At 66.5% G+C, this 19,612-nt stretch carries 16 protein-coding genes, 1 other RNA gene and 1 pseudogene; 8 read left to right on the forward strand and 10 right to left on the reverse strand.

Features of this window, described 5'->3' with window-relative positions:
• Positions 1-38: 38 nt before the first annotated feature.
• A complete protein-coding gene (locus EXE63_RS05610; protein WP_168141152.1) occupies positions 39-2,879 on the reverse strand; it encodes an MMPL/RND family transporter in 2,841 nt (946 codons plus the stop codon).
• Between the two features lie 101 nt (positions 2,880-2,980).
• Complete coding sequence (locus EXE63_RS05615) at positions 2,981-3,679, reverse strand: Ntn hydrolase family protein (RefSeq protein ID WP_168141153.1); 699 nt, start codon at positions 3,677-3,679, stop codon at positions 2,981-2,983.
• A 22-nt stretch (positions 3,680-3,701) separates the two neighbouring features.
• Between EXE63_RS05615 and EXE63_RS05620 the strand changes: the two genes are divergently transcribed.
• The 7 genes and pseudogenes from EXE63_RS05620 (at position 3,702) to EXE63_RS05645 (ending at position 11,792) form a co-directional block, all read left to right on the forward strand.
• Positions 3,702-4,691 carry a DNA polymerase domain-containing protein gene (locus tag EXE63_RS05620; protein WP_168141154.1) on the forward strand — a complete coding sequence of 330 codons (990 nt, stop codon included), beginning with the start codon at positions 3,702-3,704 and terminating at the stop codon, positions 4,689-4,691.
• A 66-nt stretch (positions 4,692-4,757) separates the two neighbouring features.
• The gene (locus EXE63_RS05625) at positions 4,758-5,291 is read left to right on the forward strand and encodes a hypothetical protein (RefSeq protein WP_168141155.1); all 534 of its coding nucleotides are present in this window, start codon (positions 4,758-4,760) and stop codon (positions 5,289-5,291) included.
• A gap of 74 nt (positions 5,292-5,365) precedes the next feature.
• Positions 5,366-6,820: a DUF3375 domain-containing protein gene (locus EXE63_RS05630; RefSeq protein ID WP_168141156.1), complete on the forward strand. Its 1,455-nt coding sequence runs from the start codon at positions 5,366-5,368 to the stop codon at positions 6,818-6,820.
• A complete protein-coding gene (locus tag EXE63_RS05635) occupies positions 6,817-7,404 on the forward strand; it encodes a DUF4194 domain-containing protein (RefSeq protein ID WP_168141157.1) in 588 nt (195 codons plus the stop codon). The genes EXE63_RS05630 and EXE63_RS05635 overlap by 4 nt, the downstream gene beginning before the upstream one ends.
• Positions 7,397-7,552 (forward strand): annotated as a pseudogene (locus EXE63_RS33405) (ATP-binding protein); the annotation flags it as partial. The gene EXE63_RS05635 and the pseudogene EXE63_RS33405, both read left to right, overlap by 8 nt.
• Before the next feature lie 183 nt (positions 7,553-7,735).
• The gene (locus EXE63_RS05640; RefSeq protein ID WP_234904375.1) at positions 7,736-10,678 is read left to right on the forward strand and encodes an ATP-binding protein; all 2,943 of its coding nucleotides are present in this window, start codon (positions 7,736-7,738) and stop codon (positions 10,676-10,678) included.
• On the forward strand, positions 10,671-11,792 hold the full coding sequence (locus EXE63_RS05645) for a DUF3322 domain-containing protein (RefSeq protein WP_168141159.1): 1,122 nt from the start codon (positions 10,671-10,673) through the stop codon (positions 11,790-11,792). The genes EXE63_RS05640 and EXE63_RS05645 overlap by 8 nt, the downstream gene beginning before the upstream one ends.
• 21 nt (positions 11,793-11,813) lie before the next feature.
• Here the strand turns inward: EXE63_RS05645 and EXE63_RS05650 are convergent, their stop codons facing one another.
• From EXE63_RS05650 to EXE63_RS05670, 5 genes are all read right to left on the reverse strand, one after another.
• Positions 11,814-12,596 (reverse strand): hypothetical protein, encoded by a 783-nt coding sequence (locus tag EXE63_RS05650; protein ID WP_234904376.1) that lies wholly within the window; start codon positions 12,594-12,596, stop codon positions 11,814-11,816.
• A complete protein-coding gene (locus EXE63_RS05655; RefSeq protein WP_168141160.1) occupies positions 12,553-12,870 on the reverse strand; it encodes a hypothetical protein in 318 nt (105 codons plus the stop codon). Before EXE63_RS05655 ends, EXE63_RS05650 begins: the two co-directional genes overlap by 44 nt.
• A 315-nt stretch (positions 12,871-13,185) precedes the next feature.
• On the reverse strand, positions 13,186-13,773 hold the full coding sequence (locus EXE63_RS05660) for a hypothetical protein (protein ID WP_168141161.1): 588 nt from the start codon (positions 13,771-13,773) through the stop codon (positions 13,186-13,188).
• 28 nt (positions 13,774-13,801) lie between these two features.
• A complete protein-coding gene (locus EXE63_RS05665) occupies positions 13,802-14,710 on the reverse strand; it encodes an alpha/beta fold hydrolase (RefSeq protein ID WP_168141162.1) in 909 nt (302 codons plus the stop codon).
• Positions 14,711-14,816: 106 nt separating this feature from the next.
• Complete coding sequence (locus EXE63_RS05670; protein ID WP_168141163.1) at positions 14,817-15,587, reverse strand: SDR family NAD(P)-dependent oxidoreductase; 771 nt, start codon at positions 15,585-15,587, stop codon at positions 14,817-14,819.
• A 90-nt stretch (positions 15,588-15,677) separates the two neighbouring features.
• Between EXE63_RS05670 and EXE63_RS05675 the strand changes: the two genes are divergently transcribed.
• The gene (locus EXE63_RS05675; RefSeq protein WP_168141164.1) at positions 15,678-16,238 is read left to right on the forward strand and encodes a dihydrofolate reductase family protein; all 561 of its coding nucleotides are present in this window, start codon (positions 15,678-15,680) and stop codon (positions 16,236-16,238) included.
• Positions 16,239-16,288: 50 nt separating this feature from the next.
• On the opposite strand, the gene ssrA is transcribed toward EXE63_RS05675, so the two are convergent.
• From ssrA to smpB, 3 genes are all read right to left on the reverse strand, one after another.
• Positions 16,289-16,659, reverse strand: a transfer-messenger RNA (tmRNA) gene (ssrA, locus tag EXE63_RS05680).
• Between the two features lie 65 nt (positions 16,660-16,724).
• The gene (locus EXE63_RS05685; RefSeq protein ID WP_366515309.1) at positions 16,725-18,983 is read right to left on the reverse strand and encodes a putative bifunctional diguanylate cyclase/phosphodiesterase; all 2,259 of its coding nucleotides are present in this window, start codon (positions 18,981-18,983) and stop codon (positions 16,725-16,727) included.
• Between the two features lie 131 nt (positions 18,984-19,114).
• Positions 19,115-19,612, reverse strand: a complete 498-nt coding sequence (gene smpB / locus EXE63_RS05690) for an SsrA-binding protein SmpB (protein ID WP_168141165.1) — start codon at positions 19,610-19,612, stop codon at positions 19,115-19,117.

Genomic DNA, 19,612 nt, shown 5'->3' on the forward strand with positions numbered 1-19,612 from the left:
CGGATGGGATCGTGCCGGGAATTGTCGATGTAGCCAGCCTACGCGGGCACGTCGATTCCCCGTGCCGCCAGGCGGCGCTGCGAGGCCTCGGTGCGGATCACCTGCGGCCACCAGAACCACTTGCCCAGCAGGGCGGCGATCGCGGGTGTCATGAAGGAGCGCACCACCAGGGTGTCGAACAACAAGCCCAGCGCGATGGTGGTGCCGACCTGCGCCATCACCGTCAGATCGCTGAACGCGAACGAGGCCATGGTGAACGCGAATACCAGCCCGGCCGAGGTGACCACCGATCCGGTACCCGCCATGGCGCGGATGATGCCGGTCTTGAGCCCGCCGTCCAGTTCCTCCTTGAACCGGGACACCAGCAGCAGGTTGTAGTCCGAGCCCACCGCCAGCAGCAGGATCACCGACATGGGTAGCACCATCCAGTGCAGTTCCAGGCCGAGCAGGTGCTGCCACAACAGCACCGACATGCCGAAGGAGGCGCCCAGGGACAGCAACACGGTGCCGACGATCACCGCGGCCGCCACCAGGGCCCGGGTGATGAGCAGCATGATGACGAAAATCAATGCGGCGGCCGCGATCCCGGCGATCAGCAGATCCCACTGGGCGCCGTCGTGCATGTCCTTATAGGTGGCCGCGGTCCCGGCGAGGTAGATCTTGGAGCCCTCCAGCGGGGTGCCCTTGATGGCTTCCTTGGCGGCCGTCTTGATCGGGTCGACGTGCGCGATGCCCTCGGGGGTGGCCGGGTCACCCTCGTGACTGATGATGAAGCGCACCGACTTTCCGTCGGGTGAGATGAAGTTCTCCATCCCGCGCTTGAAGTCCTCGTTCTCGAACGCCTCCGGCGGCAGGTAGAAGGTGTCGTCATTGCGGGACGCATCGAAGGCCTCCCCCATGGCCGTCGAGTTCTCCTGCATGGCCGAGCCCTGATCCTGCATGCCCTTCTGGGTCTGATACATCGTCAGCATCGAGTTGCGCATGTTCTCCATGACGCGGATGTTCTCCGGCATCAGCGCGACCATCTGCGGCAGCAACGTGTCCAGGCGCTGCAGTTCGGGCACCAGCTCCTGGATGTCGGCGGTCAGGATGTCGATACCGTCCAGGGTGTCGAAGACCGACCGCATGGTCCAGCACACCGGGATGTCATAGCAGTGCGGTTCCCAGTAGAAGTAGTTGCGCAGCGGCCGCAGGAAGTCGTCGAAATCGGCGATGTGGTCCCGCATTTCGGCGATGTCGAGCGTCATGTCGGTGGTCTTGAGCACCATCGAGTGGGTGGTGGCGGCCATCTGCTCGGTGACGGACGAGAGCTGCTGCATGGTCTCGATATTGGTTTGCATGTCGTCGGCCTGCTTGAGCATGTCGGCGAACTGGTCCTGACGGTACTTCTCGTTCATCATCTGGGTGGCGCCCTGCTGGCTCAGCATGAACGGAATCGTGGTGTGCTCGATGGGTTTTCCGTTGGGCCTGGTGATGGTCTGCACCCGCGCCACGCCGGGGACGGCGAGGATGCCCTTGGCGATCTTGTTGATGACCAGGAAGTCGGCCGGGTTGCGCAGATCGCGGTCGCTTTCCACCATCAGCAGTTCGGGGTTCATCCGGGCCGCGCTGAAATGCCGTTCGGCGGCGTCGTAGCCGACATTCGCGGACAGGTCCGCCGGCAGGTAGCGCCGGGCGTCGTAGTTCGTCTTGTAGCCGGGCAGGGTCACCAGACCGATGAGCGCCAGCGCCAGGCTGGCCACCAGCACCGGGCCGGGCCAGCGCACCACGGTGACCCCGATCCGGCGCCAACCCCGGGACCGGATGGCGCGTTTGGGCTCGAACCGGCCGAAGCGGCTGCCGATTGTGATGACCGCCGGACCCAGTGTCAGCGCCGCGAGCACCGCGACCAGGGTGCCGATCGCGCACGGCACCCCCATGGTCTGGAAGTAGGGCAGCCGGGTGAACGACAGGCACAGCATGGCTCCGGCGATGGTCAGCCCGGATCCCAATACCACATGCGCGGTTCCACCGAACATGCTGTAGTAGGCGGTTTCCCGGTCTTCCCCGGCACCACGCGCCTCCTGATAGCGGCCGACGGCGAAGATCGCGTAGTCGGTGCCCGCCGCAATGATCATCAGCGTCAACAGGTTCACCGCGAAGGTCGACAGCCCGATCACCCCGGCGTTCGCCAGGAATGCCACCACACCGCGGGCGGCGCCGAGTTCGACGAACACCATGAGCAGGATCAGGATGGTGGTGCCGATGGAGCGGTACACGATCAGCAGCATCAGCAGGATGACGCCGAGGGTGATCATGGTGACCTTGGCAATGCTCTTGTCACCGGCGTGGTGCTGATCGGAGATCAGGGGCGCGCCGCCGGTGACGAACACCTGCAGCCCGGGCGGCGGCGGGGTCTGCGCGACGATATCGCGGACCGCCTCCACCGATTCGTTGGCCAGCGTCTCACCCTGGTTGCCGCGCAGGTAGAGCTGGACGTAGGCGGATTTGCCATCGGCGCTCTGCGCGCCGGCCGCGGTCAGGGTGTCCCCCCAGAAGTCGGCCACGTGCTGGATGTGGGCGGGGTCGGCCTCGAACTTGTCGATGAGGCCGTCGTAGTAGTGGTGGGCTTCGTCGCCGAGCGGCTGATCGCCCTCCAGCACCACCATGGCGTTGCTGTCGGAGTCGAATTCCTCGAAGTTGGCGCCGATCTGCCGCATCGAGATCATCGCCGGCGCGTCCCGGGCGCTGAGCCCGACGGTGTTCGCCTCGCCGACCTTTTCCAGCGAGGGCACCAGCACGTTGGTCGCCACCGTCAGCGCCAGCCAGCCCAGCACGATGGGTACCGAGAGCACTCGGATGAGATGCGCGATCCGGGATCGATCGGTGGTGGTGTTCATTTGTGGCCCGTCAGGATTACAGAATCGCTGTCGGGCGTAATTTACGTAGCTAAGTTAACAACTGCCAACCGATGCGCCGGATTGACAGCAACCTCACAGGCTCAGCCGAAGAGGTCGTCGAGCGCCTGCCGCTCGAGCTTCACCCACCGGGCCACGTCCTTGCGGACCGCGTCGACCTGCTTGGGCGTCAGGTGCTGGGCGCCCTCGTCCGGGGTGATCCGGCACAGATCCATCGGCCCGCCGACGCTCGAGGACGAGGCGTCCAACGCATCGAGCACCCGCAGGGCCGCGACCACGCCGTAGTCCACATCGCGTTCGGGCATCTGGAAATGGGTGAGCAGCGCGTGCGCCTGCTGCGCCATCGGCGCACCGCTGCCGACCGCCTGGAAACCGGTCTCCTCGTGATGACCGAGCAGCGCGTTCGGGTCCAGGTCGATGATGAACGGCCGGTCCCCGACATAGCCGGCGGCCAGGATGTAGGTGGCCGGGGTGCCGGCCTTGTCCTGCCCGGGCACGTGCGCGATGAAATTCTCGTAGTGATGTTCCAGGATGGGCCGGACCCGGGCCTGGATGGCGTGCCCGATGTCCTTGGCCTCCACGATGGCCTCGGCCTCCTCGGTGAACAACTGCTCGACGTCGTAGAGCACCGCGCGGGAGCCGCTGCCGCCCCAGGCCGCGGACTTCCCCAGCGGGTGCAGCTTCTGCGCGGGGAAGGTCAGGCCGCGGCCCGGATCGGTGATCTGGGAATCGGACGCCAACACGATCCCGTTGGCGCACTTCACGGCGAGGACGACAGTCATCCCACGATCCTATGGTGGAGCCATGACCGCGGACGAGCAGCGAGCCGGCGTCGAGCTGACCAACCTGGACCAGCCGCTGGGACCCGACGCCGGGGCCACCAAGCGTGACCTGGTCGACTACCTGGACGCGGTCGCCGACCGGATCCTGCCGGTGCTGGCCGGCCGGCCGCTGACGGTGCTGCGGGTGCTGCGCGGGCGGGCGCCGTTCATGCAGAAGAACGTGCCCAAATACACCCCGGACTGGGTGCGCACCGTGCCGATCTGGGCCGAGGCGTCGCACCGCGAGATCCGCTACGCGCTGTGCGATGACCGCCGCACCCTGCTGTGGCTGGCCAATCAGCGTGCCGTCGAATACCACCCCGCGCTCGGCCTGGCCGACAACATCTACCAACCGACCCATCTGATCCTCGACCTGGATCCGCCCGACGCCGAGGACTTCGCCGCGGTGGTAGCGGTGGCCGAGTTGGTGCGTCAGGCGCTGGCCGACTGCGGGCTGTCGGGCGCGGTGAAGACCAGCGGCTCGCGTGGGCTGCACATCTTCGTGCCCGTCGAACTCTCCGGTGATGCCGCCGGGAATGACGTGGCCGCGGCGACCCGGGCGTTGGCGGCGCGCGCCGAGGCGCTCGATCCGGCCATCGCGACAACGGCTTTCATCGTCGAGGACCGGGCCGGCAAGGTGTTCGTCGACGCCACCCGCTCCGGCGGGGCGACGGTGGCAGCGGCGTACAGCCCGCGGTTGCGGGGTCGGGGCGAGCGAAGCGACGGGGGAAAGCCATGCACCCCGGTGTCCTTCCCGCTTTCCTGGTCGGAGCTCGCCGACGTGCACCCGTCGGACTTCACCGTGCACACCGCGCTGGAACACCTCGGGGACCGCGACCCGTGGGCCGAGGCGATGCCGGCGCCGCAGCGGCTGCCCGACGATCTGATCGAGCAGGGCCACACCATCCCGGTCGCCCGGGTTGCCGCCATGCACGAGGGCAAACGACGGGCCAAGGCGCGCCGCGAGGGCTGAGCCGTTTCACGCACGCCCGGCGCGTTACCCGACTTCGTCATCCGAACGTCGTACCGTCGAAGCACTATGGCGAACAACGGACCCGGCGACTACTACTCCGACGACGACCCCACCCAGTACGCCGCCAACTACAGCGACTACACCCAGCCCTATCAGGCGGCCGATCCCTACGCCGGCGGCGGCGAACCACCCGAGCCGCCGCAGCCCTGGTACCGCAAACCCGCGGCGCTGGTGGTCATCGGCGCCGTGGCGGCCCTGGTCCTGGTCGGCGCGATCTGGGGCATCATCAGCGCGCTGAGCGGTGACTCGTCGCCGTCCACCAGCACCACGACCTCGTCGACCACGTCCTCCTCGGAAGCGGCGACCACCTCGGCGGTGGCACCGGTGCCGACCGAGACGGTGACGGCCACCCCGGAGACCACCACGACCACCGAGCCGACGACCACGACGACCACCACCACCCCGTCGACCACCACGACCACCACCACGACGACCACCCCGAGCACATCGGTCAGCACGAGCACCAGCACGGTCACCGAAACCCAGACCGAGACGCAGACCGTCACCCCGGAGCCGCCGCCGGCTGACGGCGCGGGATAGTTCGGGGAGGGCGTCGGTACCGCGCGGATACGAGATAGCTGAACCTGTCGGCTTCGCGGACTACCCTCCCCACGGTGGGGATCACGTCGTCCGTGCTGCGCTACCGGCGCCTCCAGCAAGAGGCACCGGAATGGTCACTGCTGCGCGCCCGCACCGCCGGACTCATCGTTGCCGTCGTTCAAGAGTATTTCCCACCCGAGCAGCGAACTCGGCCCGCCGCCGAGGTGGTCGCCCAACTCGACCAGGATCTGGCACAACTGCGTGAGGTCGGTGCCGAGTTCGAATCCACGGCCGCCGTCTACGTGACCGGTTGGGTCTCGGCGGGCTATTTGATCCGCCGTCCCGGTGAATCGCGCGGCAGTGAGACCCTTGCTCCATCGGCGGCGGCTCTCAATGCCGCGGCCATGGTCACTGGCATCGAGTCACCCCAGCGGGCCGCGTCAGCATCCCGACTGGGATCGATCACATCGAACCTGATTGCACTGCAACGTGATTCCGACCCGAACGCCGCGACACGACTGGCGCTCCTCGAGGCCGAGCGGGACGCCATCGAATCGCGGATTGCCGAGGTGCGCAGCGGAGACTTCTCGGTACTCGACCCGGAAGCCGCCAAAGAACGCGTCGCAGAGACACTCGGTCTGGCGCAGGAAGTACCCGTTGACTTCGCCCGGGTGCGCTCGACGATAGAACAACTGAGCCGTGAATTGCGGGCAAAAGTCCTTGACGAGACCGCCGAAGGCGGCGCGACCCTGGGCAACCTGTTTCGCGGAGTCGATCTGCTGGCCGAGTCAGAGGCCGGCCGTTCCGTGAACGGTTTCTACGATGTGATCCTCGATGCCGAGCAGTCAACCCGTCTGCAGGAAGCAATTGGCGCGATCCTGTCCCGCGATTTCGCCACCGAGCTTTCGCCGCAGGCACGCACGGATCTCAGAACATTGCTCTCACGACTGGAGGATGAAGCCGCTACAGTGCGGCAAACGATGCTCCTCCTCTCCCGGTCGCTCCGCCACTTTGTGCTGTCTCGCCAGTATGAGGAGCACCGACGCCTGAGACAGCTGATCCAGCGATGTCAGTCCATGGCAGTGAAGGTGAGTGCAACGCACCGCCCCGAGAAACCGCTGAACCTTGAGCTCACCCGAATTGGCATGCAGATCCGCTCAATCGCGGCGCTCAGGCTGCACAACCCCGGCGAAGGACGGGTGCCGACCGATTTCGACTCACATGGCACGGGCGAGGTGGACTTCGCCGATCTGGCTGCCCAAGCGCGAGAATCAGATATCGATTTCGACGAGCTCCGGCGAAATGTCATCGCCGTGCTGCGGCGCGCACCAGGCCCCGTCACCGTCGGGCAGGTGCTCGACGAGTTCCCGCCGACCCAGGGCCTGGGCAGCATCGTCGGGCTCATGGTGCTCGGAGCCGAACACGGCGCGGTCAGCACTGATGGGGCAGAAAGCGTGATGTGGGATCGACGCACAGTCACCCTTCCGTCCATCACCTTCCGCGCAGGAGTCTTCGAGGATCATCGATGAACCCCGACGAAACCTTCCCGTTCGAAGCCAAACGCGCCCTCGTCCAGCTTCTGCGCGGACCTGTCGTGACGCACGAAGCGCACCGCCAACAGTGGTCGACGATCCTCGCTCATCGCACCGAGATCGAACGCCGCCTCGCCGACGTCTTTCTCGATTTGGTCCTCGACATCGACGACGGCATCGCCTTCACCCGACCACAGCCTGCACCCGACGACCCGAAACTCGCGCCACCGCAGGTGCTTCGCACCGAGACCCTCACCTTCATGGACACGTTGGTCATCCTCGTCCTGCGGCACGAACTATTGGTGGCGCAGCCAGGAGACCGGGTGATCGTGGACTACGACGATGTCGTGGCGAGCATGGATCCCTACCGCGGTCGATACACCACCGACGACGCCGGATTCCGAAAAAGAATCAACGCGTCCTGGGAGAAGATGAAGAAGTACTCACTAGTGTCCCCCGCCGACACCCCGGGCCGATTCGAGGTGTCACCGGTGCTGCGCCAGCTGTTCGATGCCGACGAGGTGGCGCTCGTCGAAGCCGAATACCGGCGCCTCCTGGAAGCAGAAGACGGCGATGGCTGAAGACCTTTTGCGGCACGGCCAGCACCGCCTCGCCAGGGTCCAGCTGTTCAATTGGGGCACCTACGACGGCTATCACGATCTGCCTATCGCCCGTCGGGGCTTTCTCATCACCGGACCATCCGGATCGGGCAAATCGACGTTGCTCGATGCCATCTCGACGGTGCTGGTGCCGCCCACGAAACTCAACTTCAACGCCGCCGCACAGGGCCGCGGACGAACCGCGGTGTCCTACGTCCGGGGCGCCTACGCCCGCGGATCCGATACCGAGACTCGGGAACTGCGCGCGCGCTATCTACGCGAGGGCGCCACCTGGAGTGCTGTCGGGCTCACCATGACAACTGCCAGTGGAGAAGACGACGAGCTCGTCACCACACTGGTCGCGCTGTTCCACTTGAAGCGTGGCAGCAACGAACTGGGCGAATCGGGCCGAGCGTTCTTACTGTTCGACCACCACCTCGACATCACCGACCTTCGACACGTGGTCACGGACGGCATCAACGTGCGAGCATTGAAGAAGCGTTGGCCCGAGGCGCTTTACAACAAGAGCTATCCGCAGTTCGGTCAACGGTTGCGCGCCCGTCTGGGTATCGCTGACGAGAATGCGCAGCTGCTCTTGTACCGAGCCATGTCCGCCAAGGGGCTTGACAGCCTTGACCGGCTATTCCGCGACTATATGCTCGATGAGCCGGACACGTTCGATGAGGCGCGCCGCGCTGTCGAGTTCTTTGCCGATCTGGACGAGGCCCACCGCCACGTCGTTCAAACGCGTGAGCAGATCACCGCGCTGACGCCGCTGGAGGAGTTGACCGCTACCCGCGACCGCGCCGAACAGGAAGCCCGAGAACTCGGCGCCGAGCAGGCCGCGTTGGACGGCCTCGCGGCGCGCTTCGAACTCGACCTGGCGCAGGGTTGGCAAGCGGACGCCGATGCCGCCCACGACAACGCCGTCACCCGCGAGGATCAAGCCCATTCCACTCGGCAAGCCGCTGCCACCGCGCTCAGAGAAGCCGAGCGGGCCCGCGACGGAAACCAGTCTCTGCGCGAACTGACCGATGCTCTGAGCCATGCCGAGGATCGAGTCGACCGCGTGCGCACCCAGCGCAGCCGGTTGGCCATCGGGCTGGACACGTGGGGTGCGCCGGTACCTGACACCGCCGAGCAATTCGCCACCATCCGTTCCCAGATCACCAGGGAAGCCGATGAATTGGCTGCAGAGTCCGACGAGCACGACGCCGCTCAGAGCGCACTTTTGCTGACCTCCGCGCGCGCTGAAGAGACTGTCACCGAACTCAAACAACAGATCGCCGCGCTCGCCCGCGATAAATCGAACCTCGACCACAAATTGTTGGCGGCGCGGGAACTGATCGTGCGGACCACGGGGCTTGCCGCCCGTTCGCTGCCCTTCGCCGGGGAGCTCATCGACGTCACCGACTCAGACTGGACGGGGGCAGCCGAGCGAGTGCTCGGCGGGCTGGGACGGACGATGCTGGTATCTGTCGAGCACGCCGACGACGTCGCGGCCGCCGTGGACGCCGCCCACCTGGGGACTCGACTGGTCTGGCGAAAGGTGGATCTGAGACGCACACAACGGGTCCCCACCACAGATGCCGGTTCCATCGTGAACGTTTTGCGAGTGGCCGACTCACCATGGCGGCACTGGCTACATGTCGAGCTCGCCTCCAGATTCGACTACCGCCGGGTAGAGGACGCGCGGGAACTGAGCCGGCATCAACGAGCGGTGACCCGGGCCGGACAGACCCGAAACGGTGACCGGCATATCAAAGACGATCGGTCCGCGATCGACGACCGCAGTCGCTATGTGCTCGGCACGAACAATGACGACAAGCTGCAGACCCTCCGTGACCGGCTACGCAGCGTGGAAGCCGCCGCGTCTTCCGCGCGTCTGCGAGTCGAGGCCGCCCGCGTCGAATCCGGCAATCGTCGGGACCGGATCGCCTCGGCCCCAGCCATTCTCGCCGTGCTATGGCCCGAGATCGACCTTCGTGGCGCCGACGCCCAGCGCCTCAACGCGGCCGAGCGTCTCGCCGCACTCCGCGGCGACGCCGAGATCGACCGGTTGGAGGCGGCTGTCGTGTCGGCACAGGCAGCAGCCACAGAGTCCGAGGCCGAGCACCAGCGGGCTCGCGACGCACTCCACAGCGCGCGTGACCATGCCGAACGGGTCAAGATTCGTATCGATGCGCTCCAAGCAACAGCGGAGCAGACAACGGCACCATCAGATGAGTTGACCGCGCGGTACCGGTCACGCTTCGACGACGGCCGGCGCGCTCCACTGCGACTGGACGGCTTCCCTGCCGCGGAACGCACTGTGGCCAATCAAGTCCGGTCGACGCATTCCTCTGCCGAGAAAGAGTTGATGAAAGCCCAGCACGCCATCGAAACAGTGTTGCAGCAGTACCTGCACCGATGGCCGCATCCCGAACTGGCCGCCGAGGCCACCTACGGCCACGACGCAGTAACCTTCCTACGCCGACTGCGCACCGATGACCTGCCGAGCGTGGAGAACCGCTTCTTCGAGCTCAACGACCGCCAATCGAACCAGAACCTCGGCACACTGGCAATGCGCATTCGCCGCGCACCGAGCGAGATTCGCCGCCGCATCGACGAGGTCAACTCGTCGCTGTCACGCTCAGAGTTCGACCGCGGTCGATTCCTGACGATCGATGTTCGCGACTCCCAGCATCCTGATGTCACCGATTTCCTTGCATCGATTGCGCGAGTACAGGACGGGTCGCTGCTCGCCGACGACCGTCGGGCCCAGGAGCAGCGGTTCGAGCGAATGCGGGATTTACTGGGCCGACTCGGTTCGTCCGACCCTGGTGACGTGGCCTGGCGCAACCGTTGCCTGGACACCCGCCGCCACGTCACGTTTGTGGGCGTCGAGATCGATGCCGAAGGGACAGCGGTCAATCATCACGATTCATCGGACGCACTCTCCGGCGGACAAGCACAGAAGCTCGTGTTCTTCTGCCTCGCTGCAGCACTCCGATACCAGCTCGTAGGTCCCGACGGGGACCTGCCGCGCTATGGCACCGTGATCTTGGACGAGGCGTTCGACCGATCCGACCCTGAGTACACACGCCGCGCAGCCGACGTATTCGACCAGTTCGGTTTTCACTTGGTGCTCGCAACGCCACTGAAGATGATCCGAACCCTCCAGGAGTACGTTGGCGGCGTCGCCACCGTATCGATCCGTGACTCGAAAGCCTCACGACTGGGAGTCGCGTCGATCAGCGAGGCCACAGATGTATGAACCACCGAAATTGCTCCTGCCCAACGATGTCGCCGAGAGAGCACGGCGAGCCGTTGACCGCAACCTCAAAGCGTGGATATTCGACCTTGCGCCCGCAACACTGACCGCACGGTTAGGCAGCCCAAGCGAAGCTGAAGTGGCTGCGCACCGATCAACAGTCGAATCATGGGTCCGCGCCTGGCAACGTTCACCCCTTGACGTCCGCTGGGAGGCGCGGCGCTGGCCCAGTCTGGGCCGGCAGCTTCTACCTGCATCGGTGACACTTCCTGACGCCGACTCGATCGCCGCCGCAGCAGGTGCGACGGTGCGCTGGCAGACCGTTCAGCACCGCTGCACCCAACTACAAGATCTGAGTATCAACCCGGGCTGGCCGGACGTTCTCGCGGCCACCTTCCGGCACTGGAACACACTGAGCGACAACGATTTCGATCGCCTCCTTGCAGTCGTCAGCTGGCTGCACCGACACCCCGATTCGGGGCTGCTGATCCGCCAACTACCAATCGCCGGGGTGGACACGAAGTGGCTGGGTACCCACCGCACCGCAGTCACCTCGTTGGCGGTGCCGCTGGGTGTACCCGAAGACCTCGGACTGCGGGAACGCGAACTCCTGCGTCCGATCGCCATACTTGATCCCGCACTTCGCCGCGGACTTCCACGACTGTTCGCAGCCTCAGATTCCGAGCTGGCAGTTCTCGACCTGGCACCACCCCGGGTTCTTGTGGTGGAGAACCTACAGACCCTCGAAGCGCTTCCCGACATCGCAAATACGGTTGCCGTGTTCGGATGGGGCGGAAATACCTTGGCGGTCGCCGACTTCCCCTGGGTACGAGGCGCACCACAAGTCGTTTACTGGGGCGATCTTGACACGGATGGATTGGAAATCCTGACCCGCTTCCGCGCGAAGCTTCCGTGCGAGAGCATTTTGATGGATCACCACACTTTGGAGAGCTGGCGTGAACTTGCGGTGCCACACCCGGCAAGGGAACCGGTCACGTGCGAACTGCTCCACCACGGCGAACGAGCGGCACTCGACGTGCTGCGCCGTGACGGCCTTCGCCTTGAACAGGAACGCATACCGATGAGTGTGGTCATTGATCACCTTCGCTCGAGGTAGTCGACACAGCGCGTCGCCGCATCATCCGGTCGCGCGGTGCGGACCCGGGTGCCCGACGCGGCGGATGCATTTGGCTCGCGCCCTTGGCATCTCCGCTCCGCACCGTTCGGCAGAGCGGCGGTGCAGGATGTCCCTGGCATCCCCGTAGTCAGACCGGGAGCGGGCCGCCCGCATGACGGCGGCAAGCGCCGCGTATGTGTCGGGCTTGCCGGTGTCGTCGTAACCGTCTTTCATCGCAGCCTCGGCCTCTGCTCTTGACACCACTTTCGCGAGATCTTCGGGGAGCAAACCGAGCTGCACCAGCGCGCGAACGAGATGAGCTTCCGCAGCGCGGGGTTTGTAGTCCCATCCGTCGAGTCCGACACCTTCGGCCACCACCTCAAGAAGCGCCAACGCATCCCAGAGCTGTGTGACTTCCTGTTCGGTCAGTCGGCCTGACCGAACGAGAGCGTTGGCGACGTCATACACCGCATTCCCGGTACGAGGGCCGGCACAGACCACTTCGATCAGCCCGACACCCTCCACCACGCGCGCAGCGAAAACGACCCGGTGCTTCTTTCCGAGCACCTCCACGGTGTTGAGCCCCGCGAGTCGGTCACTGGCCGACCGATTGCTGAGAGGATGCTTGCCGGTCGGGTGGTCACAAAGGGCAACTACTTCAGTGAGAACAGATTCGCGTTCGTCAGCCGTCAGATCGTCCAGGTAGACCAGAAACGACTCGGAGAAGACGACCTCCGCCTGGTCGCCCGGCAGTCGCTCGCTACCGCGCATCCGACTCTGCGCGCAAACGGGCCGCCCGCTCACGGACACGGCCCACGTCGATGCCCGCCTTGGCGCACAGTTCGTCCAAGCTGTACATACGATCGCGTGAGGTAGCCAGCTCGGAGGCCGCCTCGACGACCGCCCACGCCGCATCCCGAACCTCACGCACCTCTGCGTCAACGCGGTCGGGCGAATCTACGACAGCGACAACCCGGCCGTGACTGGTCAGCGCCACCCGGTTCTCCGCGCTCAATTCAGCAAGAGCGGACACGCCTTTTCGCGCGGCGACAGAGATGGGAATATTCGTCGTCGTCATCCTGCAACTCTATACATATGTGTGTACTACTGCAGTACGCGCGAACCGATACGGGTCATCACGCTTTCCGCTCGGTTCGGTCACGAGCGGCCCGGGCCCGGATCGCCGGTGGTTGGATCGGGCGGTGGCAACGTTCGCGCTCGTCGTCGGGGTCGCGCTCGTCGCCGCGATCGGTGGCTACCTGGTGGGCCGGCCCAGCCCACGGCGCTCACGACGGGTCTTCATCGCCGGCTTCCTGTGCGGCTCGGTGGCCGGATCGGTGCTGCGCGGTCGACGACGCCGGCTGGCGCATCAGGCGATGCGCCGGGTGCTGCCTCAGCTTCTCGGCGGCGCGGTCGCCGCCGGACCCAGAAGGTCGGCTTCGCTGTTCGATGAGGTGCGCCGCCACCGCCCGTACAACGGCAACTCGCGCAACGACTCCCACGCCCACCGCCGCGCCAGGAACCGCAGGACCGTGCGCACGTAGCGGCTGGTCTCGGAGTACCACCGCCACTCGTAGAGCCGTCCGCCCGCCAATCGCTGGGCGAGCGCCTCGGATTCGACACCCTGCAGGTACGGCCGCACCCACGTCACCATCACCCAGGCCTGCGTGATGTCGGCAAGCGCGAACGTCCACTCGATCGGCGCGTCGCCGGCGGCCATGGTGTGCCGTACGGCGGGCGGCGCCACCCCGTCCGCGCCGAACAGCTGCACCGTGACGTTGTGGAAGACACCGGGCCCGCCCACCTCGAAACGCACCCGGTAGACCTCACCGTCGCGGGTCACGGTGAACGCCACCAACCCGCCGACGGCGACGTAGCGGGAGAACACCAGCGCGCTGCCGACCATCAGGATCCGGCGCGCCGCCAACAGCACGGTGAACGTCGCAACGGTCAGCGCGACGACGCTCCACATGAGATCCACGTGCACAGCGTGTCAGACAGCGCAGCGATTACCGGGCAGCGCCGATGAAATTGACGCCCGCGTTGATCGCGGCGCGGTGCCGCAGGATCCGGTAGTGGGCCAACCGACCCAACCCCCGGGTGGTCACCAGCTCCGCACCCGGCCAGTCCCCGATGAACTGCGCACTGAAGCGATAGGGCGCATCCGGATCGTCGGGGTCGTGGATGACCAGCAGCGGTGTCGGGGACTCCAGCTTGGCGCCGATGACCCCGAGATCGGTCTCGTGCAGCGGCATCTCGATGCGCTCGGCGAGCCGGCGGTGCAGCCCATCGCGGACGCGCGGGCCGAACCCGTGCCGCTCGGCGAACATGTCGAGGTAGAAATCGAAGTCCCCCATCGGCGCCAGAAACACCAGGCGCTCGATCTCGGCGCCGCCGCTCAGGGCCAACGCGGCGGCTTTCGCGCCCAACGAGTGCGCGACGATCGCCCGGGCCGGGCCGTGGGTCCGGATGAAGGCGCTGACGGCCTCGGCGCACTCGACGAGATGGGTGCGTCCGGGGGCCAGCACCCCGGTGTCGGAGTCGTTGTGCGCCGGCAGGTCGAAGGCGATGACGCGGTGCCCGGCGGCAACGAGCGGTTTGACGAAGACGCCCAGATGCGCGCGGCAACCGCCCCAGCCGTGCACCAGATACACCGCGGGCCCCTGTCCCCAGGCCTCCCCCGCGACCCGGTGACCGGACCAGAACGCCTCGACGGGTTCGCTCGCCGGCACCCCCGGCGGCATGCGCAGGCTGGCATCGACCACCGGCGGGGTGCACCACAGCTCGGTGGCCCAGCGGGCACCGACGGCGGGGGCGAACCGTTCCAGCAGGCCCAGCGCCTTGCGGATCCGCGGGTGCACGGGCGGCTCGATGCCAGAGCCGGCCTGACTCTCGGATTGCGTACTGTCACCGACCATCAAACGTTCCCTCGCCCCATGGCGCCGATCCTATGGGTGCCTTCCTACTCGCCGAACGTCGACCTGATGTCGACCGCGCTCGAGAACCTCGACACTCGACAGGCCGTTACTGCGCGAGATATCCCCCATCCACGGGCAGCACGGCACCGGTGATGAAGGACGCGTCGTCGGAGGCCAGGAACACGATGGCCTGCGCGACCTCGGCCGGTTCGCCGAGGCGGCCCATCGGGTGCATACGCACGATGGACTCCAGATACTCCGCGCCGCCCGGCTCGTCCGGAATCCGCTTGACCGCATCCGTTCGGATCGTGCCGGGAGCCACGGCGTTGACCCTGATCCCCCGGTCGGCCCATTCGACCGCCAGGTGCTTGGTCAGGCCGGTGGCGACGAACTTGGCCGGCCCGTACGCGGCCTGTCGCTTCTGCCCCGCCATTCCGGAGATCGAGGACAGGCAGACGATGGACCCGCCCCCGGTCACCAACATCGACTCGATGGCGAACTTGCAGGTGAGGAACATGCCGCGCCCGTCGATGGCCATCACCTCGTCCCAGCCGGCGACGGTGACCTCGGATGCGTCCCCGAGCGGGATGATCCCGGCGTTGGCCACGAGCACGTCGAGCCGACCGAACCGCCCGGCCGCCGCGATCATCCGCCGGGCATCGTCTTGCACCGAGACGTCACCGATGACCGTCTCGACCTCCGCGCCCGATTCCCGCAGTTCCTCGGCCAGCGCCAGCAGCGGCTCGCGCTGGATGTCGGTCACCACCAACCGGGCGCCCTCGCGTGCGAAGAGCGCGGCGGTCGCCCGGCCGATGCCGAAGGCCGCCCCGGTGATCACCGCGGACTTTCCGAGCAGACGTCCCGATCCTTGGGTCACCGCGCCATCGTGGCACCGCTGCTCAGCGGTGTCCCCGCTTTGGTGATCCGCCTGCCGATGAGCTTTTTCCGCCGGTGCAGTCTGATCTGCATGGGCACACTCATCTATGGCTTCACCGTGTCGGTGGACGGCTACATCGCCGACGCCCAGGGCAGCATCGACTGGTCCGACCCGAGCGAAGAGCTGCATCAGTACTGGAACGACTTCGAGCGCCAGACCGCACTGTCGTTCTACGGGCGGCGGCTCTACGACCTGATGGCGGCGTACTGGCCGGCCGCCGACCAGGAACCGGACGCCACCCCGTTGATCGTCGACTTCGCGCAGATCTGGCGTGACATGCCCAAGGTGGTGTTCTCGCACACGCTGCAGTCCGTGGATTGGAACTCGCGACTGGAACGCGGCGACCCGGTCGAGGTGGTGCGCAAGCTGAAAGCCGAGACCGACGGCCAACTGGAGGTGGCCGGGGCGACGCTGGCCGCACCGATCGTCCAAGCCGGACTGGTGGACGAGTTCCGGATGGTGGTGGCACCCACCGCGGTGGGTGGCGGCACACCGTTCTTCCCGACGCTGCCCTCGTGGATCTCGTTGCGGCTGCTGGAGAACCGCGCCTTCCCGAACGGCACGGTCCTGCTGCGCTATGCGGCGAGCTGAGCGGACAACGAGAAAGGCCGCAGGTCGTGTGACCTGCGGCCTTTCCCTTGTGGTGGAGCTGCCGGGAATTGAACCCGGGTCCTACGGCATTCCCTCAAGGCTTCTCCGTGCGCAGTCCGCTATGCCTCTACTTGGATCTCCCGGTCACGCGGACGAGCCGAGATGACGATCCCAGTCGCTGTTTGATGTCCCCACGGGTCCCGCGACCGAACCCGTGGGTGGGTCCCTCTAGCTGATGCCAGGATCCGGGCCGAGGGCGCTCCCGGTCTGACAGACACGCATCGCTACTTAGGCAGCGAGTGCGTAGTCGCGCTGATTGGAATCGGCGCTTAATTGGTTGCAACGACGCTTACGGTGGTCATTTGCCTGCACCGGCACGCTTCCCTTGATTCGATGCGCGAAGTCGAAACCGTTCAGCCCCTCGCACCCCCGCCGAGTTTCGGCAGGACTGTCCATCTTACCGGTCATACCGACATCGGCGAACCATTAATTATTCCGGCAGTTCTCCGCACCCGCAGCCCGCGCGGCGGCCAGCGTGCCCGGCAGTTCCGCGATCGGCACCGGACGCCCGAACACGTGCCCCTGAGCCAGGTGCCCACCGGCGTCGCACACCATCCGGGCCTGCTCGGCGGTCTCGACGCCCTCGGCGATCACCTCGAGACCGAGGTCGTCGCACAGCTTGATCACCGACCGGTACAGCGTCCGATCACGCGCCGGGTTGCTGCCGGAGGCCAGGCTGCGGTCCAGCTTCACGATGCCGACCGGCAGCGCATGCAGATAGGTCAGCGAACTGAAACCGGAGCCGAAATCGTCCAGCGCGACCTTGACCCCCAGCTCACCGAACCGGTCGATCTGCCGGGCCGCACGGTCGAGGTCGACGATCGGCATCGTCTCGGTGATCTCCAGGACGAGCCGGTCCCGCGGTATCCGGTACCGCTCCAATACCGTGCGCACCGTCGATTCGAACCCCGGGTTGCCCAGCCGCGCCCCGCCGATGTTGACGTGGATGTCGACGTCGAGGTTGCGTCCGCGCACCTCCGAGCAGGCCAGGTCGAGCACCAGCGCGTCGAAGTCGGCACCCAGGCCGGCGGCCTCGGTGTCCGCCACGAAGGTTTCGGCCGAGATGTCGATTCCGTTGGCGGCGGTCCACCGGGCCAGCGCCTCCACCGCGACCGGTGTGCCGTCACCCAGCGCGACGACCGGCTGGTAGACCAGTCTGAACCCGGGCGGCGGCCGGCCCTTGGCGGCGCGCAGCAGGGTCGGGAAGTCGACCACCGCCCCCGATGACGGCTGGTAGATCACGGCGGTGTCCTTGCCCATCCGTTTGCCGGCGTACATCGCGATATCGGCCTGCCGCAGCAGGTCGTCGGAGGTCTGCGGCAGGCCGTCCGTCTGCGGCCGCACCAGCCCCATGCTGGCCTGCACCCGCAGCGACGAACCGTGCACCGGGAACGGTTCGCGCAACGCGATCCGCAGTCGTTCGGCCGAGGCCTCGAGCTGTTCGCCGTGCTCATCGGTGCCCTCGATGAGGATCGCGAACTCGTCACCGCCGATCCGGGCCAGGGTGTCACCCTCGGCGACGAACCGCCCCAGCCGGTCCCCGACCGCGCGCAGCAGTTCATCGCCGGCGGCGTGCCCGTAGCGGTCGTTGACCTCTTTGAAGTCGTCGAGGTCGATGAAGATCAGCACGAACTGTCCGTGCCGCATCGCCTCGTCGAGCCGCAGCGCGAACAGTGTCCGGTTCGGCAGCCCGGTCAGCGCGTCGTGGTGCACCTGATGGGCCAGGCCGCGCTGCGCCCAGAACAGCCACTGCGTCAGCGCGCGCTCCGCGCGGGTCGCGAGCATCTGCCGGGCGGCCACCAGCGCGACCATCAGGACCGTCAGGACGAGCGCGGGGAAGGACAGTTCACGCTCGATGTACAGGTGGAAGGTGAACAGCACCGCGATGCCGAGAAACCCCACATAGGGCAAGACGAGTTGCGCCCAGTCCTGGCGGCGGAAGCCGCTGTCGGACGGCGGTGATGTGGGCAGGAACGCGAAGCCGGCGAGCACCGGCCCGATGATCAGCCCGAGACCGGCCCACAGTTCGGCGTCGGGCACACCCACCGATCGCAGGTAGGCCAGCAGCCGGTTGGCGGTGCCCATCAGCAGGAGGGCACTCGCGAGCAGCAGAAAGTTCGTCCGGTTCGGACGGCCGGGGTCATAGATCATCGCGATCAGCACGACGGCGCCGACGACGAAGATCTCCGCGCCGATGAAGACGATGTCGAGCACCCGCATGCCGGGGTCGGACGCCGCGAACCGGGTCCCCAGATCGCTCATGACCGCCAGGATCAGGAAGGCGAGCCCGGCGATGACGCCGTCGAGGACGTTGGTGACGAAGGGTTGCCGCAACGGACTGTCCGGCGGGGACATCACCCCGCCGCTGGAGCGCACCAGCAGCACCACCGAGGTGAGCACCAGCACCGGTATCGACAGGTACACCGCGCGTACCAGCACCGGCGCCGAGTCGGCCACGTGCAGACGCCACAGCGTCTGGCCGAGCATCCAGGTCAGCAGCGCCGCGACGAACATCAGTCGCCACCACCGGTCGGCACCGTGCTGGCGCCGTGCGACCGTCACCCCGCAGATGACCGCGCCCACACCCGCGCAGATCTGCAGGATCAGCGCGCAGGTGTCGGCGACCGAGTCGCCCCAGAACGCCATCGCGTTGGCCGCCGCCAGCGTGGTGACACCGACGAGCACGAGGAGACGGAGACGCGAGCGTCGTACTGTCAACGACCCTCCCCCGTACGTCTGACCGCGTGGGGCGCACTATATCGCCCGTGGAGGCCCGTCCCTGCGGATCGCGCGTGCGTGGCGTCGGGTCAGATCGGCTAGCTCATACCCTTGTTGCGCCGGCCGAGCTCACGGGTGATCTCCCGGTCGGCATCGCGCTTGGCCAGATCCTGGCGCTTGTCGCGGGCCTCTTTACCGCGGGCCAGTGCCAACTCGACCTTGACCTTGCCATCCACGAAGTACAGCGACAGCGGCACCAGGGTGAGGTTGCCGTCGCGGATCTTGCCGACCAGATTGTCGATCTGGCTGCGGTGCATCAGCAGCTTGCGGTTGCGCCGCGGCGCGTGATTGGTCCAGCTGCCGTGGTGATATTCGGCGATGTGCAGATTGCGCAGCCAGACCTCGCCGTCGTCCACCGTCGCGAACGCGTCGGCCAGCGAGGCCTGGCCTTCACGCAGGCTCTTCACCTCGGTGCCGACCAGCACGATCCCGGCCTCGTACACATCCAGGATCGAATAGTTGTGGCGCGCCTTGCGATTGGTCGCCACTATCTGGTTGTTCGCCTTTACGGCAGCTTTGTCTGGTTTCGTCGCCAT

This window comes from Mycolicibacterium frederiksbergense, from assembly GCF_012223425.1.
GTDB classification, from domain to species: Bacteria; Actinomycetota; Actinomycetes; order Mycobacteriales; family Mycobacteriaceae; genus Mycobacterium; species Mycobacterium frederiksbergense.